General features: G+C 61.6%; 14 protein-coding genes. 5 read left to right on the forward strand and 9 right to left on the reverse strand.

What is annotated here, in order from left to right:
• Positions 1 to 128 precede the first annotated feature (128 nt).
• Both ACIPL2_RS15925 and ACIPL2_RS15930 read left to right on the forward strand, forming a co-directional pair.
• On the forward strand, positions 129 to 1,241 hold the full coding sequence (locus tag ACIPL2_RS15925; protein WP_401357790.1) for a succinylglutamate desuccinylase/aspartoacylase family protein: 1,113 nt from the start codon (positions 129 to 131) through the stop codon (positions 1,239 to 1,241).
• 183 nt (positions 1,242 to 1,424) lie between these two features.
• The gene (locus ACIPL2_RS15930; RefSeq protein WP_401357792.1) at positions 1,425 to 2,141 is read left to right on the forward strand and encodes an alpha/beta hydrolase; all 717 of its coding nucleotides are present in this window, start codon (positions 1,425 to 1,427) and stop codon (positions 2,139 to 2,141) included.
• 3 nt (positions 2,142 to 2,144) lie between these two features.
• On the opposite strand, the gene ACIPL2_RS15935 is transcribed toward ACIPL2_RS15930, so the two are convergent.
• From ACIPL2_RS15935 to ACIPL2_RS15950, 4 genes are all read right to left on the reverse strand, one after another.
• Entirely contained in the window at positions 2,145 to 2,717 is a 573-nt protein-coding gene (locus ACIPL2_RS15935; RefSeq protein WP_401357793.1) for a hypothetical protein, read from the reverse strand.
• Positions 2,718 to 2,801: 84 nt separating this feature from the next.
• On the reverse strand, positions 2,802 to 3,476 hold the full coding sequence (locus tag ACIPL2_RS15940) for a glutathione S-transferase family protein (RefSeq protein ID WP_401357794.1): 675 nt from the start codon (positions 3,474 to 3,476) through the stop codon (positions 2,802 to 2,804).
• Positions 3,477 to 3,559: 83 nt separating this feature from the next.
• Positions 3,560 to 4,471, reverse strand: coding sequence for a DMT family transporter (locus ACIPL2_RS15945; RefSeq protein WP_401357796.1), 912 nt, complete (start codon positions 4,469 to 4,471; stop codon positions 3,560 to 3,562).
• 58 nt (positions 4,472 to 4,529) lie between these two features.
• Positions 4,530 to 5,324 carry a hypothetical protein gene (locus ACIPL2_RS15950; RefSeq protein WP_401357797.1) on the reverse strand — a complete coding sequence of 265 codons (795 nt, stop codon included), beginning with the start codon at positions 5,322 to 5,324 and terminating at the stop codon, positions 4,530 to 4,532.
• Positions 5,325 to 5,594: 270 nt separating this feature from the next.
• Between ACIPL2_RS15950 and ACIPL2_RS15955 the strand changes: the two genes are divergently transcribed.
• A complete protein-coding gene (locus ACIPL2_RS15955; protein ID WP_401357799.1) occupies positions 5,595 to 6,914 on the forward strand; it encodes an Nramp family divalent metal transporter in 1,320 nt (439 codons plus the stop codon).
• Between the two features lie 110 nt (positions 6,915 to 7,024).
• Here the strand turns inward: ACIPL2_RS15955 and ACIPL2_RS15960 are convergent, their stop codons facing one another.
• Entirely contained in the window at positions 7,025 to 7,918 is an 894-nt protein-coding gene (locus ACIPL2_RS15960) for a LysR family transcriptional regulator (RefSeq protein WP_401357800.1), read from the reverse strand.
• A 111-nt stretch (positions 7,919 to 8,029) separates the two neighbouring features.
• On the opposite strand from ACIPL2_RS15960, the gene ACIPL2_RS15965 reads away from it, so the two are divergent.
• Entirely contained in the window at positions 8,030 to 8,632 is a 603-nt protein-coding gene (locus ACIPL2_RS15965) for an NADPH-dependent F420 reductase (RefSeq protein ID WP_401357801.1), read from the forward strand.
• Positions 8,633 to 8,740: 108 nt separating this feature from the next.
• Here ACIPL2_RS15965 and ACIPL2_RS15970 read toward each other — a convergent pair whose 3' ends face one another.
• The 3 genes from ACIPL2_RS15970 to ACIPL2_RS15980 are packed head-to-tail and all read right to left on the reverse strand — an operon-like array spanning position 8,741 to position 11,334.
• Entirely contained in the window at positions 8,741 to 9,922 is a 1,182-nt protein-coding gene (locus tag ACIPL2_RS15970; protein WP_059402855.1) for an acetyl-CoA C-acetyltransferase, read from the reverse strand.
• Positions 9,923 to 9,933: 11 nt separating this feature from the next.
• On the reverse strand, positions 9,934 to 10,599 hold the full coding sequence (locus tag ACIPL2_RS15975; RefSeq protein ID WP_008021761.1) for a CoA transferase subunit B: 666 nt from the start codon (positions 10,597 to 10,599) through the stop codon (positions 9,934 to 9,936).
• Between the two features lie 36 nt (positions 10,600 to 10,635).
• The gene (locus ACIPL2_RS15980) at positions 10,636 to 11,334 is read right to left on the reverse strand and encodes a CoA transferase subunit A (protein ID WP_059402853.1); all 699 of its coding nucleotides are present in this window, start codon (positions 11,332 to 11,334) and stop codon (positions 10,636 to 10,638) included.
• 209 nt (positions 11,335 to 11,543) lie between these two features.
• Here ACIPL2_RS15980 and ACIPL2_RS15985 point away from each other — a divergent pair, with 209 nt between their 5' ends.
• Complete coding sequence (locus ACIPL2_RS15985; protein ID WP_401357803.1) at positions 11,544 to 12,434, forward strand: LysR substrate-binding domain-containing protein; 891 nt, start codon at positions 11,544 to 11,546, stop codon at positions 12,432 to 12,434.
• Between the two features lie 147 nt (positions 12,435 to 12,581).
• Here ACIPL2_RS15985 and ACIPL2_RS15990 read toward each other — a convergent pair whose 3' ends face one another.
• Positions 12,582 to 13,424 (reverse strand): NAD-dependent protein deacetylase, encoded by an 843-nt coding sequence (locus ACIPL2_RS15990; RefSeq protein WP_401357804.1) that lies wholly within the window; start codon positions 13,422 to 13,424, stop codon positions 12,582 to 12,584.
• Positions 13,425 to 13,434 lie beyond the last annotated feature (10 nt).

Below are 13,434 nucleotides of genomic sequence, written 5' to 3' on the forward strand. Positions count from 1 at the left end.
TTTGGGGGTGGGGGCGTCGCCCCGATGGGTTTTTAAAACAAAAATTTTCTCCCCCCCCCCCCCCCCCCCCCCCCCCCCCCCCCCCGCTCCCACATTAGATCTTGGCGCCCCTTACATCGGAGTTCCCCATGCAACGCATCGACCATCTTTTGCCCTGGAGCCACTTGGGTACCGAACGCACACTTAGCGTGTTTCGTTATGGTGCGGGCGCTCGCAAGGTGTACATCCAGGCCAGCCTGCACGCCGACGAATTGCCAGGCATGCGCACCGCCTGGGAATTGAAGAAGCGCCTGACCGAACTCGAAACCCAAGGCCAGTTGCAAGGCACCATCGAGCTGGTGCCGGTGGCCAATCCCATCGGCCTCGATCAACACTTGCAAGGCAGCCACATGGGGCGCTTTGAACTGGGCAGCGGCAAGAATTTCAACCGCTCGTTCGTCGAACTCAGCGCGCCGGTGGCCGAGTTGATCGGTGATCGCCTGGGCCTCGATGCCGAGGCCAACATTGCGTTGATTCGCCAGACCATGGGCCAGGTGCTCGACGACTTGCCCGCAGCGGTTTCGCAATTGGAGGCCATGCATCGCTTGCTGTTGCGCCACGCCTGCGACGCCGACATCACCCTCGACCTGCACTGCGATTTCGACGCGGCAATTCATATTTATGCCTTGCCGCAGCACTGGCCGCAGTGGCGATCGTTGGCAGCGCGGTTGAAGGCCGGTGTTGCTTTGCTGTGTGAAGATTCCGGCGGCAGCTCGTTCGACGAGTCATGCTCGTCGCCGTGGCTGCGCCTGGCACGGGCCTTCCCCGAGGCGGCGATTCCACCGGCCAACCTGGCAACAACGCTGGAGCTGGGCAGCATGGGCGACACCCGCGTCGATCAGGCCCAGGCCAATTGCGAGGCGATCCTGGGCTTTCTTGCCGAGCAGGGCTTCATCAACGGCACCTGGCCGGCGGCACCGAGCGAATGCTGCGAAGGCATGCCGTTCGAAGGCACCGAATATCTGTTCGCGCCGCATCATGGCGTGGTCAGTTTCCTGCGTGATTCCGGAGAGTGGGTGGAGAAGGGCGATGCGCTGTTTGAAGTGGTCGACCCGTTGAACGATCGGGTCACGACGGTGTGCGCCGGAACCAGCGGTGTGCTGTTTGCCATTGATCGCGGTCGCTACACCCAGCCGGGTACGTGGCAGGCGAAAGTCGCGGGGCGCGAGCCGATTCGGGTTGGCAAACTGATCAACGATTAATCCCGGAATTTTCAGCGCACCTCAGGGCCTCTTCGCGAGCAGGCTCGCTCCCACATTTGAAATGCATTCCCCTGTGGGAGCGAGCCTGCTCGCGATGGCGGCATCCGCAGCAATGCAAATGTCCCTGCCTGTCTCGCAGTGTTAGGCTCTGCCCCGAATCCTGCGCGCCGTGAAGGAAGGTTTATGTTGAAGTTTCTCGCTCTGCTGACGCTGCTGGCATCCGCCGCCGTCCACGCTCAAACCCCGCTGCAAACCGATTTACCGCTTCAGTACCTGGAGCAGACCAATACCCAATCGAACAATCAACCCCTGGTGATTTTCCTCCACGGTTACGGCAGTAACGAGCAGGATCTGTTTGGCATCAAGGATGAACTGCCCGCGTCCTACAACTACCTGTCGGTGCGGGCACCGATGGTGATGGAAGAGGGCAGTTACCAGTGGTTTCGCAAGAAAGGCGAAGGTGCCTATAACGGCGAGACGGATGATTTGAAGAGCAGCGGCCAGGCGCTGCTGGATTTCATCGCACAAGCCGCGAAGAAATATCACACGGACCCGGCCAAGGTTTTCCTGGTGGGTTTCAGCCAGGGCGCGATAATGTCCTACGAGGTCGCCTTGCGTCACCCCGAGGCGGTGGGCGGGATTGCCGCGTTGAGCGGGCGGATTTTGCCGGTGCTCAAGTCCGAGCTCAAACCGGATGAAAAACGCCAGCAACTGGCGATTTTCATTGGTCATGGCACGGCGGACAAACGCTTGCCCTACACCGATGGCACCGACGCCGTCAGCCTGTTGCAGAGCCTGTCACTCAAGCCTGAATTCCACGCCTACCCTGGCGTAGGTCATAGCATCAGCGGCGCCGAGATGCAGGACTTGAGCGCCTGGTTGCAGCGCCTCAATCCCTGAGTCTCACTTGCCGCTGACCAGCTGTTTGATCAAGGTTTCGTGGGCGGCCATGTCGCCGGGGCGGGAAATCACCTGAACCACGGCCATGCGGGTGCCGGACGCCGCCATCAGCGTGGTGTTGAGGGTGACGCCGCCACCCTGCGTGGCGGTGCTGTCGACCTGTCGCAGCCCCAGCCCGGTGCCTTTTTGGGTCAGGCTTTTTTCGCTCAGCTTATTGAAATCCGGAAGCGCCTTGCGTTGCGAGGCGTCGAAGTCGGCCACGGTTTCGTCGAGAAACGTGCCGTCGTTGTCCTTGACGGTGACACCGGGCGGGAGGTTGTTTTCGGCGGCGATCACCACGGTCTTGGTGGTCTCGTTGGTGTACATGGTGCCGGTCGCGCCCGTCGGGCTGGCGGGCAATGGGTTGGCAATGAAGCCCTTGGGCAGGGTGAACTTGAACTTGCCGCCCAGCATCGAGACTTTTTGTGCCGGCGCGGAATCGCTGGAAGTGGCCTTGGCCGCTTGCGCATTCAACGCCCCCAGGCTGGCAGCCACCGTCAGCAACAGGACAATGGCGTTTTTACTCAACAGTGACATTCGAAATCTCCAGGGATGGTCGCGCTTTGAGGGCGATCATCCCATGGAATACGATCTGTAGCAGCTCCCGAACCTGCTATAGGGTTACTGCGCCTGGTTCTGCGGGAACAGGTTGCGACGGGTTTCTTCGTCGAATTCAGCCTTCAGCACCAGTTTCTCTTTCAAACCCTGGGCACGTTGGGCGGCCGGGCGGGCGCTGATTTCATCGAACAGGCGCTTGACGTTGGGGTACGCCGCCAATCCGTTTTCGCCGAGGACGTACGGCGCGTAACTGGCCCAGCCCCACAGCGCCATGTCGGCGATGCTGTAGGTGTCGCCGGCCAGGTACTGATGATCGGCCAGGCGCTGGTCGAGTACGCGGTAGTGGCGTTCGACTTCCTTGAGGTAGCGGTTTTTCGCGTACGGCAGGTCTTCCGGGGCGTGGTGCAGAAAATGCACGGCCTGGCCAGAGAATGGCGACAGGCCGGTGGCGATGAACATCAACCACGACAGCAACTCGGCATTGCCGGCAGTGGAGGTTGGCAGAAAGCGCTGATGGGTTTGCGCCAGGTGCAGCAGGATGGCGTGGGAGTCGAAAACAGTCGCGTCGCCGTCAACCAGAGCCGGCACTTTGGCGTTCGGGTTGATTGCCAAAAAGGCGGGCAGGTGCTGCTCGCCCTTGAAGGTGTCGACGCCGATCAGCTCGTAAGGCGTTTGCAATTCTTCGAGCAGCAGGGCGACTTTCATCGGGTTCGGCGAAGGGTGGAAGAACAACTTCATGGTGTAGGCCTCAGTCAGTGATGGGTGTGAACTGAGGTTGATGTTGGCGGAAACCTGTTCGATTGACGTGCAGACTTGTTGTTCTACTCGTTCGAAACAATCGAACGTGTGATCGGCACTTTGGTGGTGGAGCTCGACGTGGCGATCACGGCACCGGCAATGATCAGCAACGCCGGGATGATCAGGATCGGGCTGGCATGGCTGCGACCAACAGTAATCAGCAGCAACGTGGAAATCAGCGGTGCCAGGTAGGACAGTGCCCCAAGCGTCGCCAGACTGCCGTGCTTGGTGGCGTGGTCCCAGGCAAGAAACGCCAGCCCGACCGGTCCGAGGCCGAGGACAATAATCGCCGTCCATTGACTGAAGTCGGGCCGCACCGTGGTTTCGATCGCGAGGTGGCAGACCAGTCCGGCCACGGCGACCAGGCCACAGACCCCGCCGATGGTGCTGCTGGGCACTTCGCTGAAACGGCGGTTGACCACCGAATAACCCGCCCAGATCAGCGCACAGCCGAACGCGGCGAGATAACCGGCGATGGGCAGCGCGACGGCTGCGCTCGGGGTGTGTTGCTGCATGATAAACGCCGTGCCGGCCAGGCCCAGCAGCGCGCCGAGCATTTGCCGCTTGTGCAGTTTTTCTCCGGCCGAGAACGCCGAAAGCAACACCAGCAACAGCGGCCAAAGGTAGTTGATCAGGCTGGCTTCGGCGGCGGGGGCCGCCTTGAGCGCGAAAAAATACAACGCGTGATAAACGAAAATTCCGACGAACCCCGTCGCCCAAACGCTCCAGGGTTGTCGCCAACTGCTGAAGCCGGCCCATCCGCGTCGGCCCAAAATGATCAGGCTCGCCAGGAAGGCCACGCCGAAGCCCAGCGTCATCAGCTCAAAGGGCGGAATGCCTTCGGTGAGGGTGGTCAGCAATGCCAGGGAAGACCAGAGCAAAATCGCAATCACGCCGACAGCCGTGGCCGATCGGGCGTTTCGGAGCTGAGTCATGTCTGTTCCTTCAGCGTAAAGAGCGGGCGACCATCCTGGCCCGATGACATCAAGCAGCTTAGCGTTTGATTGCCGTACGTCCAGCGTCCGCCACCGGGTTCGCCGGTTTGGCCAGCAATCGCTTGGTCACTCCGAGCATTGCCACCGACACCGCGACGCCGAGGGCGAACGCGCTCAGGCCCATGCCGGGCAATGCCAGCGCCACTACCAGGCAGAACGCCGCGAACGAATACATCCCGGTGGCGGTGGCTCGCAGCAACGCGGCGGTAAACGCCGAACCGCGAGTTTGCTGGGAGAACACCGCCATCACGCTGCCGAGCACCGGGAACACCGCGAGCAGGCCACTCCAGCGATCGCCGACGGTGCTGGCGAGCAAGGTGACCGCGAGGGTGAGCAGGGCGCCGGCGACCATGCGCAGCAGCAGTTTGTCGGACTTCGGCGCCGGGCCTGAAACGATAGGCTGCACCGCGGGAAACAAGTAAGGCGCCGCCAGCAGCGCGATGGAAGCGGCGATCACCGAGAACGTCAGGGACGCGGGAATCAATGACAGAACAACGGCCACCGTGGCCCAGACCAGCAACGAAATGATCAACGCCCATGGCCAGCCGGCCCGTTGTGCGACTTGGGCGTAGGTCACGCAGAAGGCAATCATCGCGAACATTGCCGACAGCGCCGCCGTCGCCGATTGGGCGGCGAACACCTCACCCTGTTCGATGGCGAGGAAGAACAGAATCGGCCCGACCACCACTGGCAAGCCCGATAACCAGCCGGCCACGCTGGGCCCCCAGCGCTTACCGGCCAGGGAAATCAGCAGGAGAAATCCTGGAATGACCAGCAGTTTAAGCATCAGCACGCACGCACCTCCGACCTGAGTGAGGCGGCAACGTTAGCATTGCGCGCGAATGATTGCTCTATGGATGTCGCGATTTTGTATACAAAGCACGCTGGTGGCCTCTATCCCTGTAGGAGCCGAGCTTGCTCGCGAAGACGGCGGCACATCCAACATCAAATGGACTGTCGGACCGTCTTCGCGAGCAAGCTCGGCTCCTACAAGGGGTGTGGGTACACCGGGATCGGCGAAACGTCTAAGCTGGGCCCTCCCACCTGTTGACGGATGTTTTGCGTGAAATTCAGTTTGCCCAGAGTCGCCACCGCGCCGTTCTGTCCGCCGGAAGTGGCCGGCAGTGTTGCCGTCGATCCCCGCGCGTCGTTCTTCCAGCGGCTGCTGCGTTTTGCCGGTCCCGGTTTGCTGGTGTCCATCGGTTACATGGACCCGGGCAACTGGGCGACCGCGATCGAGGCCGGGTCGCGCTTTGGCTACAGCTTATTGTTCGTGGTGTTGCTGGCGAGCCTGGCGGGGATGGTGGTGCAGTGTTTGTGTTCGCGCCTGGGCATCGCCACCGGGCGGGACCTGGCGCAGTTATCGCGTGAGCGCTACAGCCCACGGACCGCGCGGACCCAATGGGTGCTGGCGGAAATCTCGATCATCGCCACCGACCTCGCCGAAGTGCTCGGTTGCGCCCTGGCGTTCCATTTGTTGCTGGGCTGTTCGCTGACCGTCGGCATCGCGCTGACGGCGTTCGACACGCTGCTGGTGCTGGCCCTGCAAAACCGTGGATTCCGCCGACTGGAAGCGATCATGTTGGTGTTGGTGGGCACCATCGGCGCGTGTTTCTTCGTCGAGTTGCTGCTGATCAAACCCTACTGGCCGGACGTTGCCCGGGGTTTCACGCCGTCACTCTCCGCCATCGGCGATGCCGCGCCGCTGTACCTGGCCATCGGGATCCTCGGGGCCACGGTGATGCCGCATAACTTGTACTTGCACACCTCGATCGTGCAAACCCGGATGATCGGCAAGGACCTGGCCAGCCAGCAGGACGCGGTGAAACTGGCGCGCATCGACACCATCGGCTCGCTGGCCCTGGCGCTGCTGGTCAACGCTGCGATCCTGATCCTTGCGGCGGCGGCATTCCACACCAGCGGGCATACCGATGTGGTGGACATTCAGGATGCCTATCACTTGCTCGATCCATTGGTGGGCGGGGCCTTGGCCAGCGTGCTGTTCGGCGTGGCGTTGCTGGCCTCGGGGCAGAGTTCGACCTTCACCGGGACCATCGCCGGGCAAGTGATCATGGAGGGGTTCCTGAACCTGCGGATTCCGTGCTGGCAACGGCGTTTGATTACCCGTGGGCTGGCGCTGATCCCGGCGTTCATTGGGGTTTGGCTGATGGGCGATAACGCGGTGGGCAAGCTGCTGGTGTTGAGTCAGGTGGTGTTGAGCCTGCAGTTGCCGTTTGCCTTGTATCCGTTGATTCGCATGACCAACGATCAGAAGCTGATGGGGCCGTTTGTCAATCGACTGCCGACGCGGGTGTTGGCGTGGGGGTTGTTTGGGGTGATCAGTGGGGCGAATAGTTGGTTGATCCTGCAATTTTTGGGGTGATTGTTCGGACCTCTTCGCGAGCAAGCCCGCTCCCACATTAAACCGAGTTCTCACAGAAGAATGCGGTCGAATGTGGGAGCGGGCTTGCTCGCGAAGAACGATAACGCGGTCTACCTCTTAAACGCATCCACCACAAAATCAACAAACACCCGGGTCTTGGCTGGCATCAACGCCCGGCTCGGGTAGTACAGCGAGATCGGCCCCGCATCGCCATACCAGTCAGGCAGCAGGCGCACCAGTTCGCCGCGCTGGATATTGGCCAGCACATCGGGCAACACCAGCAGCGTCACACCCAACCCGAGAATCGCCGCCTCGCGCATGGCCGCCGGGTCATTGAGGACGATGTGTTCGTTGAGGCTGGCCGGCGCGTCATGGCCCGCCCCGTCGCGCATGATCCACTGGCGGATCCGTCCGGTGCGGGTGCCGCGCATCACGATGCCGTTATGCCGTGACAAATCCTCCGGACGCTCGGGCAACGTGCGTGTGGCCAGGTAGGCCGGGGAAGCCACGGCCACCACATGTGCCGCCGCCAATGTTCGGGAGATGACCCCCGGCGTCAATTCGAAGCCGCCGCCGATGGCTGCATCGTAGCCCTCGGCAATCAAATCCACGGGACGGTTTTCGAAGTGCCATTCAGGTCGAATCAGCGGGTAGCGCGCCAGAAACGCCGGCAGCAGCGGCAGGATATGACCGATGCCAAACGTCGGTGCCAGGCTGACCTTGAGTACCCCGGCCGGTTCGCCACGGTCGCTGGCCACGGCGCTGATTGCCGCTTGCAACGCCTGCAAATTGCCGCCGATGCTGGCCAGGAAGCTTTCGCCGGCTTCGGTCAGTGACAATTTGCGCGTCGAGCGCTGGAACAGCCGCACACCGATGTTGCGTTCCAGCATTGCCACGTTGCGGCTGACCGCCGCGGGCGTCAGTGCCAGCAAGCGAGCGGCAGCGGAGAAGCTTCCGGTTTCGGCACTGCGGACAAAGGATTCGAGGTTGGCGAGGGTTTCCATGGCAAACACCTGCTAGCAATGCTTGAAGATTATTCAAGTCATTACCGGCTAACCAAGACCTAATGGCAAGCGCAGTATTCACTCCAACGACAACCCTCGGAGTGAACAACCATGAGTACTATCGGAATCATCGGCGCCGGCGCAATCGGCGCAGCCTTCGCCAGAGCACTCTCGCGTCAAGGCATTGAAGTGGTCATCGCCAACAGTCGCGGCCCGCAAACCCTGGCGTCGCTGGTCGCCGAACTCGGGCCAAAGGCTCGCGCCGGAACCCGTGAAGAAGCCGCCGCACAGCCGATGGTGCTGGTGGCAGTGAACTGGTCGAAGTTGCCGACCGCACTGGCCGGTCTGCCGGATTTCGGCGGGCGAATCGTCATCGACGCCAACAACTCGATCGAGTCGCCATCATTCAAGGCGGTGGATTTGCAGGGACGGACGTCCAGCGAAGTGTTTGCCGAATGGGTGCCGGGCGCGCGGGTGGTGAAGGCGTTCAATCACCTTCAGGCGCGTTTTCTCGACAGCGATCCGGCGGCAGAGGGCGGGAAGCGAGTGCTGTTCTTGTCCGGCGACGATGCCGACGCGAAAGCGCAAGTGGCCGCACTGATTGATCAGTTGGGGTTCTTCGGGATCGATCTCGGGGACTTGAGCGTTGGAGCGAAGCTGGTGCAGTTTCCAGGCGGTCCTTTGCCGACGCTGAACCTGGTGAAATTCGCCTGACACTTCATTCAGCGCCATAACCCGGTGCGACGTGAATCGGACCGGGTGTGTTGCCAGGCTGCGGCGGTTCTTCGTGGGTCCCCGCGCAGTCTGTTGAACGCGGTGGGCTTACGCCCGTTCGATCGCCAATGCCACGCCCTGACCACCACCGATGCACAGGGTGGCGAGGCCTTTCTTGGCGTCACGCTTGATCATTTCATGCAGCAACGTCACCAGCACCCGGCAACCCGACGCACCGATCGGGTGACCCAAGGCGATGGCGCCGCCATTGACGTTGACCTTGTTCAGGTCCCATTCCAGGTCCTTGGCGACCGCCAGGGATTGTGCGGCGAAGGCTTCGTTGGCTTCGATCAGGTCCAGCTGGTCGATGGACCAGCCGGCCTTGTCCAGGCAACGGCGAGTGGCCGAGACTGGGCCGATGCCCATGATCGCCGGATCGACGCCAGCATTGGCGTAGGCCGCGATTTTCGCCAGTACCGGCAGGCCCAAAGCCTTGGCTTTCTCGGCGCTCATCAGGATCACGGCAGCGGCACCGTCGTTCAGCGACGAGGCGTTACCGGCCGTCACCGAACCGTCCTTCTTGAAGGCCGGTTTCAGTTTGCCCAGCGCTTCGGCAGTGGTGCCGGCCCGCGGCTGTTCGTCGGTGGCGAAGGACAGCGGGTCGCCCTTGCGCTGAGGAATCAGGATCGGCGTGATCTCATCGGCAAAACGCCCGGCTTCGATGGCGGCCGTGGCTTTCTGCTGCGAGGCCGCGGCGAAGGCATCCTGTTGTTCGCGGGTCAGGCTGTACTTGTCCGCCAGGTTCTCAGCGGTGATGCCCATGTGGTAATCGTTGAAGGCATCCCACAGGCCGTCGCTGATCATGGTGTCGACGATTTGCGCGTGACCCATGCGCAGACCGGTGCGGGCGCCCGGCATCACATAGTTGGACAGGCTCATGTTTTCCTGGCCGCCGGCAATGATCACCTCGGCATCGCCGCAGCGAATCGCCTGTGTGGCCAGATGCAAGGCTTTCAGGCCCGAACCGCAGACCTTGTTCAGGGTCATGGCGGGAACGGCGAAGGGCAGGCCGGCCTTGATCGACGCCTGGCGCGCAGGGTTTTGCCCGGCACCGGCGGTCAACACCTGGCCCATGATCACTTCATCGACTTCGGCCGGGTCCAGGCCGGTTTGTGCCAGCAGCTGGCGGATGACCGCAGCGCCCAGGTCGACCGCAGAAACATTGGCCAGGGCACCCTGGAAACTGCCGATCGCGGTGCGCGTGGCGGCAACAATGACGACTTCTTGCATGGAATGATTCCTCACTGGGCAGCGAACTGCATTTCCGGCACGTGATCCGGCACGATCAGTTTACCGGCGGTCTTGGCGACAATCTCTTCGACGCTGACGCCCGGTGCACGTTCTTTCAGGATGAACGCGCCGTTTTCGATTTCAAGATACGCAAGGTCAGTCAGCACGCGCTTGATGCACCCGGCGCCGGTCAGCGGCAGGCTGCATTGCGACAACAGCTTGGACTCACCGTCCTTGGACGCGTGGGTCATGATGACGATGATGTTGTCCGCGCCAGCGACCAGGTCCATCGCGCCGCCCATGCCCTTGACCAGTTTGCCGGGAATCATCCACGAGGCGATGTTGCCTTGCACGTCGACTTCAAAGGCGCCGAGCACGGTCAGGTCTACATGGCCACCGCGGATCATCGCGAAGGACTCGGCCGAGGAAAAAATCGACGCGCCGATACGGGCGGTCACTGTTTGCTTGCCGGCGTTGATCATGTCGGCATCGATGGTGTCTTCAGTCGGGAAAGGACCCATGCCGAGCAGGCCGTTTTCCGACTGCAGCATGACTTCCATGCCTTCCGGGATGTAGTTGGCGACCAGGGTCGGAATGCCGATGCCGAGGTTCACGTAGAAGCCGTCCTGCATTTCGCGGGCGACGCGTTGAGCCATTTGTTCGCGGGAAAGTGCCATTGTTGTTATTCCTTCATTCGGTCCGGGGGCAGGGGATCACTTACGCACGGTGCGCTGTTCGATGCGCTTTTCGAACGTGCCGCAAATGACCCGGTCGACGTAGATGCCAGGGGTGTGGATCTGCGCCGGGTCCAGCTCGCCGGGTTCGACGATTTCTTCGACTTCGACCACGGTGATCTTGCCGGCGGTGGCAGCCAGCGGGTTGAAGTTCTGGGCGGTGTGGCGATAGATGACGTTGCCGAAATGGTCGGCTTTCCAGCCTTTGACGATGGCGAAGTCACCGGTGATGGATTCTTCCATCAGGTACTTGCGACCGTGGAATTCGCGCACTTCCTTGCCTTCGGCAACCGGAGTGCCGACGCCCGTAGCGGTGAAAAAGGCCGGGATGCCGGCACCGCCTGCGCGCATTTTTTCGGCGAGGGTGCCTTGGGGGGTCAGGACAACTTCAATTTCGCCTTTCAACAGCTGTTCTTCGAACAGTTTGTTTTCGCCGACGTAGGAAGCCACCACTTTGCTGATCTGGCGGTCTGTCAGCAGTACGCCGAGGCCGAAACCGTCGACGCCGCAGTTGTTGGACACCACGGTGAGGTCACGTGTGCCTTTGCGCTTGATCTCGGCGATGAGGTTTTCCGGGATCCCGCACAGGCCGAAGCCACCGGCGATCACGGTCATGCCGTCTTCAAGACCTGCCAGAGCTTCCTCGTAGGAACTCACACGCTTGTCGAAACCTGCCATATGCACCTCTTTTATTCTTTGTGGGCGGCTGGCTAGCCGAATGGGATGGAGTGTCTCGCCGGAGTATTCATTTGTTAAGTTGATTTTTAAGGTTGATTGATAGATAAACCTCAACAATAACCCCTGTGGGAGCGAGCCTGCTCGCGATGGCAATTTCAAGGAGGCCATCGCGGGTCAGCCGGGCTCCTGATTACTGGAGCAAATCGTACATGACAGTCAAGCAGATCCGCGCATTCCTGGCCGTGGCCCAGAGCCTGAGTTTTGCCGTGGCCTGCGAGCGGTTGCACCTGTCGCAATCGGCGTTGAGCCTGACCATCAAGGCGCTGGAGGAGGGCTTGGGCGGTCGGCTGTTCACCCGCAATACGCGCAACGTGGCGCTGACGCCTGAGGGTGAGTCGCTGGTGCCCTTGGCGCGCCGACTGATCGCCGATTGGGACAACGCCGAGGATGAACTGCGTCAGCGTTTTACCCTGCAACGCGGCCGCGTGACCCTGGCGGCGATGCCGTCGTTTGCCGGCAACCTGTTGCCACCGATCCTGAGGATTTTCCGTGCGCGTTACCCCAAGGTCAATGTCACGGTGAATGACGTGATCAACGAGCAAGTGCTGGAGATGGTGCGGGATCGGCAGGTTGAGCTGGGAGTGGCGTTTGAGCCGACCCAGAGTTCGTCACTGGAATTCACGCCGCTGTACATGGACCGGTTTGTGGCGGTGGTGCCACACGACTCCAAGTTAGCCGAACTGGACGACATCGACTGGCAGACCTTGCTCAAGGAACCGTTCATCACCTTGCAGCGCCCGTCGACGGTGCGGGTCATGCTCGAAGAGCACTTGCAGGCACGGGGGATGAAATTGCCGGTGGAGTTTGAAAGTCACCAGTTGGCGACGGTCGGCAGAATGGTCGCCAGCGGCCTCGGCGTGAGCGCGGTGCCGGCCCTGTGCGCCGGGCAGATGCGCGAGCTGGGCGCACGCTGCATCACCTTGCGCGACCCGGTGGTGGAGCGGGCGATCGGGGTGCTGACCAAACCCGGGGTTGAGCTGTCGGCGGCGGCGCAGGCGTTGTTCGATATTCTCAAGGAAGAAAACCTTGGTATGCACTGAACACAATCCTGATGTTCAACACAAAACCAATGTGGGAGCGGCGGTGCGACGATTCGACTTGCTCGCGAAAGCGGTGGGTCAGTCAATTAAGTGTCGACTGACCCACCGTCTTCGCGAGCAAGCCCGCTCCCACAGGGTTTTAGGTGATCAGGATGAAAGGTGCTGTGCCAGTAATGGCAGCAACCGTTCGCAGGAGCCTTCGATTTTCAGATCAAGGATGTCATCCGCCCGGGTCTTGCCCAGGTTAATCGCCATCAACGGCTTGCCCTGATCCGCCACTGCCCGGCACAACCGAAACGCCGAATACGCCATCAGCGAAGACCCGACCACCAACAACCCGGCCGCTTTTTCCACCGCCGCCATCGCTTTGGCGGCCGTGGCCTGCGCCACGTTTTCGCCAAAAAACACCACGTCCGGCTTCATCCGTTCGCCCGCGCAATGCGGGCAGTGGGGTACTTGAAAGCGCGCTTCAAAGGCGGCGTCGAGCAAGGTGTCACCATCGGGTGCCTGCACCGCATCAACCCCGGCCAGGTAGGGATTCTGCGTTTCCATCAGGCGCTGGATCGAATCCCGTTCGCTGCGCTGGCCGCAGTCCAGGCACAGCACCCGATGCAGGCTGCCATGCAGTTCGATCACGTCGTGGCTGCCGGCCTGATCGTGCAAGGTGTCGACGTTTTGGGTAATCAGCGCGCTGATCTGCCGCGCACTTTGCAAGCTGGCCAGAGCCTCGTGCGCCACGTTCGGCTGGGCCTGGCGCACTCGCGGCCAGCCAAGCATCGCCCGCGCCCAATAGCGGCGCCGGGATTCAGGCGCCGAGAGGAATTCCTGATACATCATCGGTTGCCGGCCACGCCGCACGCCCTGGTTATCGCGGTAGTCCGGAATGCCCGACGGCGTACTGATGCCGGCGCCGGTCAGGACCACAAACGGTTGATCGGCCATCAGCTGCTGGAGCCGATCGAGTTGTTCGCGTAAGGGGCTGTCGAGCATGTTCAACACT

The organism is Pseudomonas sp. NPDC086251 (assembly GCF_044746405.1).
Classification (GTDB): Bacteria; Pseudomonadota; Gammaproteobacteria; order Pseudomonadales; family Pseudomonadaceae; genus Aquipseudomonas.